We start from the raw sequence: 13,065 nt of genomic DNA, 5'->3' as shown, positions 1-13,065 counted from the left end.
TCCACTCGACAGCGAAGGCCTCCGTGATGACGGGCTACTCCTGGAAGCGCACCCAGGCACGCACGGGCACCGCCGGCCCCCGGCGAATCGGGTGATGCGCCTCGTCGAGCTCCTCAGGTGCAAGCGTCACCGGTACCGGCCGTACGGCTGCATCCGCCACGCGCTGCTGCGTCAGGCGGTCGTAGTGGTCCACGTAGCGTCGGTTACTGCCCATGGCGTCAAAGTAGAACGTATGTTCGAAGGACACGCCAGACATCACGCTCCCTCGCCAGGTGCCGGCTCCAATATGGTCGCAACATGACTGAGGAAGTGCAGAACACTGAGACGGCCGCTGACGCTGGCCAGATGAACGCGAACACAACGTTCGTGTCACATGCGTCGGAAGACAAGAAGTACGTGAAGAACCTCGTTGACACGCTGCTGCGGTATCAGATCAAGGTCTGGTACGACGACTACGAGATCGACGTAGGCGACAGCATCCGCACAAAGATAAACGAAGGCCTCACCCAGAGCGACTACGGCGTTGTTGTGTTCTCCCACAACTTCTTTAAGAAGAAGTGGCCGAAGAAGGAGCTCGCTTCGCTCGATATCCTTCTTGAAGAGGGACGCCTTCTACCCGTCCTCTATGAGATCACCATCGACGAGGTGAAAGCCTATGACGCACTCTCTAGCGACATCAAAGCAGTCACGACGCAGGACGTGACTGCAGTAGCTGGAGTCCTCGCCCGAAAGATCAAGGGCAAGGGAGTCGAAAAGGCCGGGCAGCGCCTCATTTACCGCAATCAGACCCTCAGCATCCTCGACGTGCCAATGAGCGAGACTCTCACGATTACAAATGTAAGTTTCCACGATTGCGTCATTCAAGGGCCAGCTATTCTTTACCTTCACGACCGCGTGACGCTAGAGGACATGACATTCAACGACGAGTTTACCTTCGTTCCCCGAATACCTGATCGCCCAATAGTTGGTGCTATCGGCATCGAAAACGTGCGCTTCAAGCGTTGTCGATTCAAAGACATCGGCGTGTTTCAAACTTTAGAAGAAATTGAAATATTGATGATGGCGATGCCACGCCAACCTGATGATTACGAGGTACCTGAGCACCTCCAATGACCCCTTCTCCCCTACTACTGAGGAGAGCAGCCGCTTAGCCGCTCACAACCTACTCGTACGTCACGGCCGATGCTCACGAGGCTTCCCTCGGCCTGACAGTTGGGGTTCTGATACAACAGTGACTTCTTGGTAGTTCGAGCACTCTGTAAGAGAAGTGAATCAATGGTCAGTCGCGGCACACTACACCTGAGGGTGCTCGCTCTTGCTGCCTTGGCTTGTTCTTGCACTCCACCTTGGAACCGGGGTTACGGCTAGCGGCGCAGTCAGCACGTTGCCCGCGTCCAGGAGCCTCACTTCGAGCTGGGCGAGCGCGCGGGCTGGGTGAACCTCCTGCGTGAGGACCGGAGCATCGGTTTAGACGAAGCCGAGGCCAGTCCAAAGTTCTGGGCCTGGGCCGAGTAGAACGGAGATACGACCGATCAAGCGCTCGACGAGATGGTGCGGTCGCTCGGATTTTTGGCATACGCTGCGCTGATTCAGCTCGCCCTCGCTGGTCTGACAGAGCGAACACTGGTTCTGCGCAGTCGTAGGCAGGGTGACGAAGCGCTCCATGCTTGAGTCAGCTGGACCTGTAGTGCGGAAGTGCAAGGGCTGCGGTACAGCGATCACCGTTTACAACTCGATCCGGAGCCGCTGTCGAAGCTCCAAGATCGCACGAGCGATGCAGATACCTCAGCAGGGTAAGCAGGCTCGACTCTGGACGACGTTCCGGGACGAGGTGGCGCGCGCGTTCCTCGGCAAGAACTTCGGGTACGTGTGCAGCCGCGAAGGATGCAGCGTCACGACGAACCTCGACGTCGACGACATTCAGAAGCGCGGCTTCCATCCTGAGCTGAAGTTCGTGGCGAGCAACCTCCGTTACCTGTGTCGGACTCATCACATCGAGGAGACGGATCAACTGAGATAGTCGAAGACCGTCGGATCGCTGGTGCGACTGTGTGACCGACCGGTCGCGCTGAACACCCACGATCAGGGACGCGCCATGACGACCGCGCTCGTACTACCCGCAACCGAAGACCCGTATTTCTGCGACCTCACCAGCGCAGAGCAACTCCACTCACTCGTCGACATCTGGTTCGAGATCCTCCACCTCATCGAACCCGAAGCGACGCTCTGGATCAACGACGAAGCCGCGCTCAACAACAGGCGCTCAACCAGCACGCGATGTGGCGGCTCGGAGCCCACTTGACGAACGTGAGCACCAGCCCGTTCCTCTGCGGCTCGATCGTCCTCACTGGACGGACGCGCACCAACGAGGACGGCCTGCGCCATCATGAAGAGGCCCGAGCCCAGGATTAGCTCTTGAGGACGAGGGCTTCATGACCGGAGGTCCGCTCGGCGGTGGGTCTTGAGACGCCGCCTGCGGCGGCTACTCAACCAGCACGAGCGGTGCCGACAGCGGTGTCTCGATGCGCCTGGAAGCTCCACGATCAGCAGACGGAAACGCGTGCTAAATGCGCTCCTCAGCAGCAAAGCGCGCGTTGCAGTCGCACTTCAGGGGACCGAGCGCGGGCCGGAGGCCCTACTCGTCGAGGGCGAGCTCCTTCGGGAGCTCGAACTCCTTGCGGGAGAGCTCCTCGACGTTGACGTCCTTGAAGGTGAGGACTCGGACCGACTTCACGAAGCGGTCGGAGCGGTAGACGTCCCAGACCCACACGTCGCGCATGGTCAGCTCGAAGTAGAAGTCGTGCTCGGTGTCGCGGCGGACCAGCTCGACCTCGTTGGCGAGGTAGAAGCGCCGCTCGGTCTCGACGACGTACGAGAACTGCGAGACGACGTCGCGGTACTCCCGGTACAGTGCCAGCTCGACCTCGCGGTCGTAGTCCTCGAACTCGTCCTCATCCATCGTCCGTCGATTCTACGCGACACCGCCCGGCACCGGGACCGCCCTAGGCGGAGACGGCATCCGCTCCGGCCTCGCGCGAGCGCGACAGCCACGTCACCCGGTGCAGCGGCGACGGCCCGACCCGATCCAGGCCGGCCCAGTGCGCGGCGCTGCCGTAGCCCTTGTTGCTGTCCCAGGCGTAGTCGGCGAAGTCGTCGTGGTGGCGCACCATCTGGCCGTCGCGGCCGACCTTCGCCAGCACGGACGCGGCCGAGACGGAGGCGCAGTCGCGGTCGGCCTTGATCCGGGTGACGATCGTCAGCTCCGCCGCCCACGGGCCGAGCGCGGGCGTCAGCCAGTCGTGCTTGCCGTCGAGCAGGACGACGGCGCGCGACAGCTCCACGCCCTGGTCGACGAGGCGCTCGATGCCGCGCGAGGCGGCACGGCCTAGTCCCGCGATGATCCCGGTGTCGTCGATCTCGTCGGCGGAGGACTCGCCGATCGCCCAGCCGGACACCCACTTCACCACGCCGGGCAGCAGCGCCTCGCGACGCGCGGGCGCGAGCATCTTCGAGTCGCGCAGGCCCTCCGGGAAGCGGCCGCAGCGCGAGCCGATCGAGACGACGCCGACGGACACGGGGCCGGCGATCGCACCGCGGCCGACCTCGTCGCAGCCGATGACGCTCTCGTAGCCCTGGCGGAAGAGCCGGCGCTCCTCGCGGAGGTCCGGGTCGGCGACGACCACCTAGCGCCCGCCCGCGGCGGTCCGGTCGTCCTCCGCCTGCTCGTCGGACGCCTCGGTGTCGACCCCGCGGAAGACCGACGGGTAGTCGTCGAGCCAGGCCCACTGCTGCACCGGCCAGGTGACCAGGATCGCGCGGCCGACGACGTTGTCGATCGGCACGAAGCCGTTGCCGGGCTTGTCGGTGTTGTAGCGGGAGTCGGCGGAGTTGTAGCGGTTGTCGCCCATCACCCAGAGCGAGCCCTCGGGCACGACCACGTCGAACGGGGTCGCCGAGACCGCCTGGACGCCGTCGGGGAGCTTCACGTACGGCTCCGAGATGGGGTTGCCGTTGATCTCGACCTGGCCGAGCGGCGTGCAGCAGGTGACGTGATCGCCGGGCAGGCCGATGACCCGCTTGATCAGGTGGTCGTTGCTGTCGGGCGCGGTGAGGCCGACGAGCGCGAGAGCGGAGTCGATCGCGGCCTGGAACGCGGGGACCTCGGGCTCCGTGGTCGGCGAGAGCCAGCCGCCCGGATCGCGGAAGACGACGACGTCGCCGCGCGAGATCGGGACGACGCCGGGGACCAGCTCGTTCACGAGGATGCGGTCGTTCTCGACCAGCGTCTGCTCCATCGAGGAGGACGGGATGTAGAACGAGCGGATCAGGAACGTCTTGACGAGGAACGAGACCAGGACTGCTACGACGACGATGATCAGCACGTCGCGGAGGAAGAGGAGCACACCCCGTCGGCGACGGCGCGGGCGGTGCTCGCCGTCCGGATCGGCGGAGTGGCGGCCGCCGTCGTGCGGGAGGGTCACGGGGGCCGTGCTGTCTGTCATCGCGTGCCGTGGCCCCTACTGTGGTCGACCCGCGCGGTGCCGCGCCGGTCTGTGGATCACCGGGTCGTACCGCCCCGGAAAAGGGTCGGACCCCGGTCCATCATAGATGGGCCGGGGTCCGGGAATCGCTGTGCGGACGCCGCTCAGGAGTCGCGCTTCTCCTTGATCTTCGCCTTCTTGCCGCGGAGGTTGCGGAGGTAGTAGAGCTTCGCGCGACGCACGTCACCGCGGGTGACGACCTCGATGTGGTCGATCACCGGGGAGTGGACCGGGAAGGTGCGCTCGACGCCGACCTGGAAGCTGACCTTGCGGACCGTGAAGGTCTCGCGGACGCCCTCGTTCGAGCGGCCGATGACGACGCCCTGGAAGATCTGGATGCGCGAGCGGGTGCCCTCGACGATGTTGACGTGCACCTTGACGGTGTCGCCGGCGCGGAACTCGGGGATGTCGGTGCGGAGTGACGCCGCATCGAGTGAGTCGAGGATGTGCATGCTGTATCGCTCTCCGTGCCCGCCACAGGTCGAACACCGTTTCGTTGATGGAAGTCGGTCGTGCCCACGTCGTCGCGGCTCCCCTGTGGCAGAGCCTGCGCGAGGCACAAGCGCTCATTCTGCCATGGCGCCGGAGCCGGCGTCAAAGCGGCGGGCCCGGTGGGATCTCGCCGCTACGCAGAAGTTGCGGTAGTCGAGCGCGACTACCGCAACTTTCGAGGACTCGACGGCGGAGTCGGAGGCGCGGCGGGCCCGGCGCGCAGCCTCAGAGGACGATCGTCTGGCCGTCCTGGGGGCGGTCCGGGTCGAAGCGGTCGTCCGTCACCGGCTGGGGCTGCGGGCCGCCCTGGGCCTGCACCTCGGCGGCCGCGGCGAAGGCGAGGAGCGTCGCCCGTGCATCCGTGAAGAAGCGCCAGACGGAGTGCGTGAACGCGACGACGCCCAGGAGGATCGAGAGCAGGCCGAGCGCCCACGCTCCAGGAGGGAAGAAGCCGAAGGCGATCAGCGACACGTGCCAGGCGCCGAGCGCGGCCACGTCGCCCCAGGCGGGGGTCCGGGAGGGCCGCACGGTCACCCGAAACGCCACGACGCTCGCGACGACGGCCAGACCGACCGCCAGAATGGGGAGGGCGATGACCAGGCCGAGCACGGTCCAGCCGCTCGATCCTCCGAAGAGTCCGTACCCCAGGAGGATCCAGAGCGGCAGGACGACCGCCGCAGGGTACAGCCAGGAACCGAAAGCCCGTCTCGTGCGCATGCACCGACGGTACCCACGACCGCTGAAGAACGCCTCAGCGACCCCCGAGAGGATCAGCATGATCGAGCTGCGCACACCCGCCGAGATCGAGGAGATGCGCCCGGCCGGCCGCTTCGTCGCCGAGGTGCTGAAGGCGACGTCCGCCGCGGCCGCCGTGGGCGTCAACCTGCTCGAGCTCGACCGCCTCGCCCACGACATGATCCGCTCGGCCGGCGCGGAGTCCTGCTACATCGACTACCACCCGTCGTTCGGCGCCAGCCCCTTCGGGAAGGTGATCTGCACGTCGGTCAACGACGCCGTGCTGCACGGCCTCCCCTTCGACTACCGCCTGCGCGACGGCGACCTGCTGACCCTCGACTTCGCCGCCTCCGTCGACGGCTGGGTCGCCGACTCCGCGATCACCGTCGCCGTCGGCACGCCCCGCCCGGAGGACCTGAAGCTGGTCGACACCACGACCCGCGCGCTCGAGGCCGGCATCGCCGCCGCGCAGCCGGGCAAGAAGATCGGCGACATCTCCGCCGCCATCGCCGCGGTCGCCCGCGCCGAGGGGCTCAGCATCAACACCGACTTCGGCGGCCACGGCGTCGGCCGCACCATGCACGGCGACCCGCACATCGCCAACGACGGCCGCGCCGGCCGCGGCTATCCGCTGCGCCCGGGCCTGGTCGTCGCGATCGAGCCGTGGTTCCTGCAGAGCACCGACGAGATCTACACCGACAAGGACGGCTGGACCCTCCGCAGCCGCGACGGCTCGCGCGGCGCGCACATGGAGCACACGATCGCGATCACGGAGACCGGCAACATCGTCCTCTCCGCGCGCGACTGAGCCCAGTCCCGAAAAGTTCTCCCGTCGAGTACTGGACAGCAGCAATATCCGATAGCAATACTATCCGCATGCGAGTCTCGGAGCTCAGCCGCCTCAGCGGCGTCAGCCTGCCCACGATCAAGTACTACATCCGGGAGGGGCTGCTGCCGCCGGGCACGGCCTCGGGGCCGCAGCGGTCCGACTACGGCGACGAGCACCTCGCCCGCCTCCGCCTGCTCCGCGCGCTGATCGAGAGCGGCGGGGTCGGCATCGCCGGCGCGAAGCGGATCACGGCCGTGCTGGACGAGGGCGCTCCCCCGGCGGTCGCGTTCGAGGTGGCGCAGGACGTCGTCTCCGCGAACGTCGACTCCGAGGCCGTCGCCTCGGACGACGCACTCGAGCGGGTGCGGGCGATCGTCGGCGACGACTACTGCGAGCACCCGGCCGTGCGGACGGCGGCCCGGGCTCTCGACGCCCTGGAGCTCTCCGGGGGCGGGATGACGCCGTCCTGGCTCGACGCCTACGCCCGGGCGGCGGCGATCGTCGCGAGTGCCGACCTGGACGAGCTCGAGGCGCGCAGCAGCGTGAGCGAGCAGACGTCGATCGCGGCGGTGGGCACGGCCCTCGGCGACGTCGTGCTGCAGTCGATGCGCCGGGTCGCCCAGGCCCGCGAGACGCAGCGGAGGTTCGGGGAGCGGCAGGACTCGGCGTCCGCCTCCGAGCACGTCGCGGCGCGAGAGAACGCCGAGGTGGCGCGATGACCGTCACGATCCAGCATCCGGAGCGTGCCGCAGCTGCCCCCGCCCGCCCGCACCGCCCGCTCCTCGTCCTCGCCGCGGCGATGGCCGTCGGCGTCCTGGCCTGCCTCGTCCTGCTGCTCGCCGACCCGCGCGAGCTCGGCGGGCAGCCGCTCTGGGCCAAGCCGCTGAAGTTCTGCCTCTCCATCGCCGTCTACGCACTGACGCTCGCCTGGCTGATCGGCCTCGTCCCCGAGCGCCGCCGGCGACTCGCGCGGATCCTCGGCAGCGTCGCGGTCGCCGGACTCGCGATCGAGATGGTCGTCATCGGCGGCGCCGCCGCGGTGGGCGTCACGAGCCACTTCAACGTCACCACCCCGCTGCACTCGGCGCTCTGGGCGGCGATGGCGGTGTCGATCGTCGTCGTCTGGCTGGTCACGCTGGTGCTCACGGCGCTCCTGGCGCGGGTGCCGCTCGGCGACCCCTCGCTCACCCTCGCGGTCCGGGCCGGCCTCGTGATCGGACTCGTCGGGATGGCACTCGCCTTCCTGATGACCGGGCCGACCGCGTCGCAGCTCTCGGACTACCAGGGCGTCGTCGGTGCGCACGCGGTCGGCGTGGACGACGGCGGCGCGGGGCTGCCGCTGCTCGGCTGGAGCACCACGGGCGGCGATCTGCGGATCCCGCACTTCGTCGGGATGCACGCGCTGCAGGGGCTGCCGCTGCTGGCCTTCGCGCTCGCACGGCTGGCGACGCGGGTGCGGATGCTCGGCGACGCGACCCTCCGCCTCCGTCTGGTCGCGCTCGCGGCGCTCGCCTGGTCCGCCCTCGTCGCGCTGACCTGCTGGCAGGCGCTGCGCGGGCAGTCGATCGTGGCTCCGGATGCGCTCACCCTCGCTGTCGGCGGCGCGGTCGTGCTCGCCCTCGTGATCGCGGGAGTCGTGGCGGTCCGCCGCTCCTCCGTCGAGGTCGCCCGATGAGCCGGCTCCGCCGCGGCTGGACGCCGCCCGCCGTGATCTACCTTCTGCTCGCCGTCGCCGGCCTCGTCGGCACCTGGACGTACAACGTCCGCGCCGTGCTGGAGAGCGTCGACTTCCTCGGTGACCTCGCGGGCGGTGGACCGGCGGTCTCGTCGATCACGACGGACCTGCTGGTGGTGGCGATCGCCGCCGTCGCCTTCATGCTGGCGGAGGGGCGACGCGTCGGCATGAAGCGGGTCTGGATCCTCGTCCTGCTCGCGCCCCTGGTCGCCCTGGCCTTCGCCTTCCCCCTCTTCCTCGCCCTCCGCGAACGCCACCTCACCCTGGAGCGCGCGCGCTGACTCCCGCCGCGAGATGCCACTTATGAGCGCGACACGCCGCAAAAGGCAATCACAAGTGGCATCTCGCGGGAACGGGCCGTGGCACGGAGTGGCGAGATGCCACTTCGGTACGCGACACGCCGACGAAGGTGTGCACAAGTGGCATCTCGCGAGGGGTAGTCAGGGCAGGAGCTCCGGGCGGACGCGGCGGGTGCGCTCGACGCTCTGCTCGTGACGCCAGGCGGCGATCGCTCCGTGGTTGCCGCTGAGGAGCACCGGGGGGACGTCGAGGCCGCGCCAGGAGGCGGGCTTGGTGTAGCTCGGGTACTCGAGCAGGCCGTCGGAGTGGCTCTCCTCGACCAGGCTCGCCGGGTTGCCGACGACGCCGGGGACGAGGCGGCCGACGGCCTCGATCATCGCCATCACGGCGACCTCTCCCCCGTTGAGGACGTAGTCGCCGAGGCTGATCATCCGCACGCGGGCGCGCTCGGCGGTGTGGTCGACGACCCGCTGGTCGATGCCCTCGTAGCGGCCGCAGCCGAAGACGAGGGACGACTCCTGCGCGAGCTCGCGCGCGGTCGCCTGGGTGAAGACCTCGCCGGCGGGCGAGGGGAAGATCACCATCGGGTCCGCGGCGGGGTCGAGGATCGTGTCGAACGCCTCGCCCCACGGCTCGGGCCGCATCACCATGCCGGCGCCGCCGCCGTAGGGCGTGTCGTCGACGGTGCGATGCCGGTCGTGGGTGAAGGAGCGGAGATCGTGCACGCCGAGCTCGATCAGCCCGCTCTGGCGCGCGCGCCCGAGCAGGCTGATGTCGAGGACGCCGAAGAACTCCGGGAAGATCGTGACGATGTCGATCCTCACGACCGCGGCTCCTCCTGGGAGTCCGAGGTCGCGGCGTCGGCCGAGTCGACACTGGCGGAGTCGGCCGGAGCGGAGTCGGCGGTCGCTTCCGCGGAGTCGGCATCGGCATCGTCCTCCTCCTCGATCGGAGCGGCCGCGGCCAGCTCGGGGTCGGAGAGGTCGACGCCGCTGAGGTCCACCTCGGCGGGCTCCTCCTCGGGAGCCTCCTCGAAGAGGCCGATCGGCGGCGTGACGGTGACGACGCCGGCGACCGGGTCGACGGACGGGACGATCGCGTTCACGAACGGGACCATCACCTCGCCGGACGGCGTGCCGACGATCAGGAGGTCCTGCGCGGGGAAGTGGTCGACGCGGCGGACCGTGCCCACCTCGCGGCCGTCGCGGACGACGGACATGCCGACCAGCTGGTAGTCGTACCAGGAGTCGTCGTCGCCGGGCTCGGTCTGCACCTCCTCGTCGATCCAGAGGATCGCCTTGAGGAGGGTCTCGGCGGCGTCGCGGTCGGCGATGCCCTTGAAGAACGCGACGGGGTGGCTGTTGTACCAGCGCAGCTCGACGAGCTCGAGCTTCTTGCCGTGCCACTCGGAGGTGCGGGGCACCTGGAGCGTGAAGGAGGCGCCGGGGGTGAAGCGCTTGTCGGGCTCGTCGGTGTAGAGCTCGAGCTTGATCGCGCCCTTGAGCCCGTGGGCCTTGGTGAGTCGGGCGACGCGGAGCTGCGTCGTGCCCGCTGCGGGGGTCGCCACCCTACTTGTCGGTGTCGACGACGTCGACCCGCACGCGTCGCCCGTCGGCGAGGGCAGCGACGAGAGTGCGGACGGCCTTGGCGGTGCGACCGGAACGTCCGATCACGCGGCCGAGGTCCTCGGGGTGCACGCGCACCTCGAGGACCTCTCCGCGCGGGGAGCTCGTAGCCACGACCTTGACCTCATCGGGGTTCTCGACGATCCCCTTGACGAGGTGTTCGACGGCGGGAGCGAGCATGGACTACGCCTCGGTGGAGGCTTCGTCGGCGGCGGGCGCCTCGGGCGCGGTGGCCTTGGCGGGAGCCTCGGACTTCGGCTTGAGGACCGGCTTCTTCTTGGCGTCGACGACGAACGGAGCCTTGGGCTCCTTCACCTGGACGGTGCTGACGGCGTCGGCGTCGCCCTTGAAGCGGCCCCAGTCGCCGGTCAGCTTGAGGATCGCGGCGACCTGCTCGGTCGGCTGCGCGCCGACTCCGAGCCAGTACTGCGCGCGCTCCGAGTCGACCTTGATGAACGAGGGCTGCTCGGTCGGGTGGTACTGGCCGATCTCCTCGATCACGCGGCCGTCGCGCTTGGTGCGCGAGTCGGCGACGACGATGCGGTAGTAGGGCGCTCGGATCTTGCCGAGGCGCTTCAGACGAATCTTGACAGCCACAATTCTCCTGTGTGGTCGTTGACCGTGAGGTCGATGATGGATGAACTGAGCCGTGAGCGTGGGGTGCACACCCGGCCGGAAGCTCGAGGGGGTTTCTTCGGCGGTGAGTAGAGGGTCGACCGCCTCGGACCCGACGGATCATTCTGCCAGAAAAACCCCCGGCCTGCGGCCCCGACACGGACACCCGTCACTCGGCGTCCGCCCCGGTCTCTGGTGCGAGGATGTGGGGGCGCGTCCCGCCCCGGTGGACGCCGGACTGACGAGGACGCCGTCATGGAGATCACCTTCGCCGAATCCGACCGCTCCACCCTCGGGATCGAGTGGGAGGTCGCCATCGTCGACCGGCAGACGGGCGATCTCGCCAACGTCGCCGACGTCGTGCTCGAGGCGCTCCGCGGCGAGGACGGATCGCCGCACCCGCGCATCACCGGCGAGCTCCTGAAGAACACGGTCGAGCTGGTCTCCGGGGTGCACCGCACCGTCCGCGACGCCGTCGCCGACCTGCAGGACCAGCTGCGCCAGGTGCGCGAGATCACCGACCCGATGGGCCTGGACCTCGTCTGCTCCGGCTCGCACCCCTTCGCGCAGTGGTACGACCAGACCATCACCGACAAGGAGCGGTACCACCGGCTCATCGACCGCACCCAGTGGTGGGGCCGCAACATGATGATCTGGGGCATCCACGTGCACGTGGGGATCGAGGACCGCGACAAGGTCCTCACCATCCTCAACGCGCTGCTCGACTACTACCCGCACCTGCAGGCGCTCTCGGCGTCCAGCCCGTTCTGGGGCGGCGTCGACACCGGCTACGCCTCGAACCGCGCGCTGATGTTCCAGCAGCTGCCGACCGCCGGGCTGCCGCCGCAGTTCGGCGCCTGGGCGAACTACGAGGAGTACGTCGACGACATGATGCGCACCGGCGTCATCGACGACCACACGGAGGTCCGCTGGGACATCCGCCCCTCCCCGCAGTGGGGCACGATCGAGATGCGCGCCTGCGACGGGCTGTCCTCGCCGGAGGAGATCGGCGCGGTCGCGGCGCTGATCCAGTGCCTGGTCGAGCACCTCTCGACCCAGCTCGACGAGGGCGGGACGCTCGCGACGATGCAGCCCTGGTACGTCCGGGAGAACAAGTGGCGCGCCGCGCGCTACGGACTCGACGCCGAGATCATCCTCGACGCGGCCGGGAACGAGCGGCTCGTGACCGACGACATCCGCGATCTGCTCACGACGCTCGCGCCGGTGGCGGAGCGGCTCGGCTGCGCGGCGGAGCTCGCGGACGTCGAGCTGATCCTGGTCGCGGGCGCCAGCTACCAGCGTCAGCTGCACACCGCGGCCGCGAACGACGGCGATCTGAAGGCCGTCGTCCGGGCGCTGGCGGGCGAGCTGCGTGACGGTTTGAAGGACCCGCGGGCATGACGCGACGGCTCCTCACGGGCGCGCTGCTGCTCGGCGCGAGCGCGCTGGCTCTCGCCGGGTGCTCGAGTGCCAGCGGCGCTCCCGCCGGAGCGGGCGCGACACCGACGGCGTCCGCCGCGACGGCCACTGCCCTGCCGTCGCCGACCTCGGATCCGCTGTCCGACTCCGCTCCCCTCGCGCTCGGCGGAGCGCTGCCCGCCGGCGCGCGGGTGACGATCGTGGGCGACAGCATCGTCCGCGGTCTGGGGCTCGATCCCGGACAGGCCTGGCCGGCCCTCGTCGGGGACGACCTGGGCTGGAGCGTCGTCAACCTGGGCTGCGACGGCGGCGGCTTCATCGAGCCGGGCGACTGCGGCGTGGCCGTGGGCGACCGGGCCGAGGAGATCGCCGACACCCGGCCCGACGCGATCGTGCTGATCGCCAGCAGCAACGACCTCGGCTGGACCCCCGAGGAGGTCGCCGACGCGATGGGCCCGGCGGTGCAGGCGATCGCCGAGGCCTCCCCCTCCGCGAAGCTGATCGCGCTCGACTCGGTGTGGGGACCGGATCCGCGCCCGGAGGATCTCGACGCGTACGACGCGGCGCTCGTGGAGGCCGTGGACGCGGCGGGCGGGATCGCCCTCGAGTACCCGGACCCGCTGCGCGCCGACGGGCTGCTCGCCGAGGACGGGGTGCATCCGACGGCCGAGGGCCAGGTCGCGCTCGCGGACGCCTTCGTGCTCGCCGCGGAGAAGGCCGGGCTCGCGCAGGCGATCCCCGGGGACCAGCGGGCGACGGACGCGCCCGGCTGAC

19 protein-coding genes are annotated in these 13,065 nt (G+C 69.0%); 9 read left to right on the top strand and 10 right to left on the bottom strand.

Translation table 11 applies throughout. The annotated features are described in order from the left end of the window. Nucleotides 1–34 precede the first annotated feature (34 nt). On the bottom strand, nucleotides 35–256 hold the full coding sequence (locus EDF35_RS09000; protein WP_133961947.1) for a hypothetical protein: 222 nt from the start codon (nucleotides 254–256) through the stop codon (nucleotides 35–37). A gap of 41 nt (nucleotides 257–297) precedes the next feature. On the opposite strand from EDF35_RS09000, the gene EDF35_RS08995 reads away from it, so the two are divergent. The 3 genes from EDF35_RS08995 (at nucleotide 298) to EDF35_RS08985 (ending at nucleotide 2,302) form a co-directional block, all read left to right on the top strand. Beyond that, the gene (locus tag EDF35_RS08995) at nucleotides 298–1,113 is read left to right on the top strand and encodes a toll/interleukin-1 receptor domain-containing protein (RefSeq protein ID WP_133961945.1); all 816 of its coding nucleotides are present in this window, start codon (nucleotides 298–300) and stop codon (nucleotides 1,111–1,113) included. 550 nt (nucleotides 1,114–1,663) lie between these two features. Continuing rightward, nucleotides 1,664–2,020 carry a hypothetical protein gene (locus tag EDF35_RS08990; protein ID WP_133961943.1) on the top strand — a complete coding sequence of 119 codons (357 nt, stop codon included), beginning with the start codon at nucleotides 1,664–1,666 and terminating at the stop codon, nucleotides 2,018–2,020. A 75-nt stretch (nucleotides 2,021–2,095) separates the two neighbouring features. Next, nucleotides 2,096–2,302 carry a hypothetical protein gene (locus EDF35_RS08985; RefSeq protein ID WP_133961941.1) on the top strand — a complete coding sequence of 69 codons (207 nt, stop codon included), beginning with the start codon at nucleotides 2,096–2,098 and terminating at the stop codon, nucleotides 2,300–2,302. Between the two features lie 333 nt (nucleotides 2,303–2,635). On the opposite strand, the gene EDF35_RS08980 is transcribed toward EDF35_RS08985, so the two are convergent. The 5 genes from EDF35_RS08980 to EDF35_RS08960 all read right to left on the bottom strand — a co-directional run bounded on the left by EDF35_RS08980 (nucleotide 2,636) and on the right by EDF35_RS08960 (nucleotide 5,750). Next, nucleotides 2,636–2,959 (bottom strand): DUF2469 family protein, encoded by a 324-nt coding sequence (locus EDF35_RS08980; RefSeq protein WP_056044100.1) that lies wholly within the window; start codon nucleotides 2,957–2,959, stop codon nucleotides 2,636–2,638. 43 nt (nucleotides 2,960–3,002) lie between these two features. Further along, on the bottom strand, nucleotides 3,003–3,683 hold the full coding sequence (locus EDF35_RS08975; protein ID WP_133961939.1) for a ribonuclease HII: 681 nt from the start codon (nucleotides 3,681–3,683) through the stop codon (nucleotides 3,003–3,005). After that, the gene (gene lepB / locus EDF35_RS08970; protein WP_133961937.1) at nucleotides 3,684–4,502 is read right to left on the bottom strand and encodes a signal peptidase I; all 819 of its coding nucleotides are present in this window, start codon (nucleotides 4,500–4,502) and stop codon (nucleotides 3,684–3,686) included. Nucleotides 4,503–4,645: 143 nt separating this feature from the next. Continuing rightward, on the bottom strand, nucleotides 4,646–4,993 hold the full coding sequence (rplS, locus tag EDF35_RS08965) for a 50S ribosomal protein L19 (RefSeq protein WP_123445722.1): 348 nt from the start codon (nucleotides 4,991–4,993) through the stop codon (nucleotides 4,646–4,648). A 265-nt stretch (nucleotides 4,994–5,258) separates the two neighbouring features. Further along, nucleotides 5,259–5,750: a hypothetical protein gene (locus tag EDF35_RS08960; RefSeq protein ID WP_123703313.1), complete on the bottom strand. Its 492-nt coding sequence runs from the start codon at nucleotides 5,748–5,750 to the stop codon at nucleotides 5,259–5,261. Between the two features lie 58 nt (nucleotides 5,751–5,808). Here EDF35_RS08960 and map point away from each other — a divergent pair, with 58 nt between their 5' ends. From map to EDF35_RS08940, 4 genes are all read left to right on the top strand, one after another. Then, a complete protein-coding gene (gene map, locus EDF35_RS08955) occupies nucleotides 5,809–6,576 on the top strand; it encodes a type I methionyl aminopeptidase (RefSeq protein WP_123445720.1) in 768 nt (255 codons plus the stop codon). A 68-nt stretch (nucleotides 6,577–6,644) separates the two neighbouring features. After that, on the top strand, nucleotides 6,645–7,316 hold the full coding sequence (locus EDF35_RS08950; protein WP_133961935.1) for a MerR family transcriptional regulator: 672 nt from the start codon (nucleotides 6,645–6,647) through the stop codon (nucleotides 7,314–7,316). After that, nucleotides 7,313–8,272, top strand: a complete 960-nt coding sequence (locus EDF35_RS08945) for a hypothetical protein (protein WP_133961933.1) — start codon at nucleotides 7,313–7,315, stop codon at nucleotides 8,270–8,272. The genes EDF35_RS08950 and EDF35_RS08945 overlap by 4 nt, the downstream gene beginning before the upstream one ends. Then, complete coding sequence (locus EDF35_RS08940) at nucleotides 8,269–8,613, top strand: DUF2834 domain-containing protein (RefSeq protein ID WP_133961931.1); 345 nt, start codon at nucleotides 8,269–8,271, stop codon at nucleotides 8,611–8,613. The genes EDF35_RS08945 and EDF35_RS08940 overlap by 4 nt, the downstream gene beginning before the upstream one ends. Before the next feature lie 159 nt (nucleotides 8,614–8,772). Here the strand turns inward: EDF35_RS08940 and trmD are convergent, their stop codons facing one another. Genes trmD through rpsP form a run of 4 tightly spaced genes read right to left on the bottom strand, consistent with a single transcriptional unit; the run spans nucleotide 8,773 to nucleotide 10,854 of the window. Then, the gene (trmD, locus tag EDF35_RS08935) at nucleotides 8,773–9,456 is read right to left on the bottom strand and encodes a tRNA (guanosine(37)-N1)-methyltransferase TrmD (protein WP_133961929.1); all 684 of its coding nucleotides are present in this window, start codon (nucleotides 9,454–9,456) and stop codon (nucleotides 8,773–8,775) included. Further along, a complete protein-coding gene (gene rimM, locus EDF35_RS08930) occupies nucleotides 9,453–10,199 on the bottom strand; it encodes a ribosome maturation factor RimM (protein ID WP_133961927.1) in 747 nt (248 codons plus the stop codon). Before rimM ends, trmD begins: the two co-directional genes overlap by 4 nt. A 1-nt stretch (nucleotide 10,200) precedes the next feature. After that, entirely contained in the window at nucleotides 10,201–10,437 is a 237-nt protein-coding gene (locus EDF35_RS08925; protein WP_123445714.1) for an RNA-binding protein, read from the bottom strand. 3 nt (nucleotides 10,438–10,440) lie between these two features. After that, the gene (gene rpsP / locus EDF35_RS08920; RefSeq protein WP_123445713.1) at nucleotides 10,441–10,854 is read right to left on the bottom strand and encodes a 30S ribosomal protein S16; all 414 of its coding nucleotides are present in this window, start codon (nucleotides 10,852–10,854) and stop codon (nucleotides 10,441–10,443) included. Between the two features lie 273 nt (nucleotides 10,855–11,127). On the opposite strand from rpsP, the gene EDF35_RS08915 reads away from it, so the two are divergent. Together EDF35_RS08915 and EDF35_RS08910 are read left to right on the top strand one after the other, a co-directional pair. After that, the gene (locus EDF35_RS08915; RefSeq protein ID WP_133961925.1) at nucleotides 11,128–12,273 is read left to right on the top strand and encodes a glutamate--cysteine ligase; all 1,146 of its coding nucleotides are present in this window, start codon (nucleotides 11,128–11,130) and stop codon (nucleotides 12,271–12,273) included. Further along, on the top strand, nucleotides 12,270–13,064 hold the full coding sequence (locus EDF35_RS08910; protein ID WP_133961923.1) for an SGNH/GDSL hydrolase family protein: 795 nt from the start codon (nucleotides 12,270–12,272) through the stop codon (nucleotides 13,062–13,064). The genes EDF35_RS08915 and EDF35_RS08910 overlap by 4 nt, the downstream gene beginning before the upstream one ends. Nucleotide 13,065 lies beyond the last annotated feature (1 nt).

The sequence above is a fragment of the Rathayibacter sp. PhB151 genome, from assembly GCF_004366415.1.
GTDB classification, from domain to species: Bacteria; Actinomycetota; Actinomycetes; order Actinomycetales; family Microbacteriaceae; genus Rathayibacter; species Rathayibacter festucae.
This window is presented reverse-complemented; position numbering and strand designations above follow the sequence as displayed.

Bases quoted from the DNA above. Each gene is read 5' to 3' on its own strand.
- EDF35_RS09000 (WP_133961947.1), bottom strand. From the start codon at position 256: ATGTCTGGCGTGTCCTTCGAACATACGTTCTACTTTGACGCCATGGGC.
- EDF35_RS08995 (WP_133961945.1), top strand. From the start codon at position 298: ATGACTGAGGAAGTGCAGAACACTGAGACGGCCGCTGACGCTGGCCAG.
- EDF35_RS08990 (WP_133961943.1), top strand. From the start codon at position 1,664: ATGCTTGAGTCAGCTGGACCTGTAGTGCGGAAGTGCAAGGGCTGCGGT.
- EDF35_RS08985 (WP_133961941.1), top strand. From the start codon at position 2,096: ATGACGACCGCGCTCGTACTACCCGCAACCGAAGACCCGTATTTCTGC.
- EDF35_RS08980 (WP_056044100.1), bottom strand. From the start codon at position 2,959: ATGGATGAGGACGAGTTCGAGGACTACGACCGCGAGGTCGAGCTGGCA.
- lepB (WP_133961937.1), bottom strand. From the start codon at position 4,502: ATGACAGACAGCACGGCCCCCGTGACCCTCCCGCACGACGGCGGCCGC.
- rplS (WP_123445722.1), bottom strand. From the start codon at position 4,993: ATGCACATCCTCGACTCACTCGATGCGGCGTCACTCCGCACCGACATC.
- EDF35_RS08960 (WP_123703313.1), bottom strand. From the start codon at position 5,750: ATGCGCACGAGACGGGCTTTCGGTTCCTGGCTGTACCCTGCGGCGGTC.
- map (WP_123445720.1), top strand. From the start codon at position 5,809: ATGATCGAGCTGCGCACACCCGCCGAGATCGAGGAGATGCGCCCGGCC.
- EDF35_RS08950 (WP_133961935.1), top strand. From the start codon at position 6,645: ATGCGAGTCTCGGAGCTCAGCCGCCTCAGCGGCGTCAGCCTGCCCACG.
- EDF35_RS08945 (WP_133961933.1), top strand. From the start codon at position 7,313: ATGACCGTCACGATCCAGCATCCGGAGCGTGCCGCAGCTGCCCCCGCC.
- EDF35_RS08940 (WP_133961931.1), top strand. From the start codon at position 8,269: ATGAGCCGGCTCCGCCGCGGCTGGACGCCGCCCGCCGTGATCTACCTT.
- EDF35_RS08925 (WP_123445714.1), bottom strand. From the start codon at position 10,437: ATGCTCGCTCCCGCCGTCGAACACCTCGTCAAGGGGATCGTCGAGAAC.
- EDF35_RS08915 (WP_133961925.1), top strand. From the start codon at position 11,128: ATGGAGATCACCTTCGCCGAATCCGACCGCTCCACCCTCGGGATCGAG.
- EDF35_RS08910 (WP_133961923.1), top strand. From the start codon at position 12,270: ATGACGCGACGGCTCCTCACGGGCGCGCTGCTGCTCGGCGCGAGCGCG.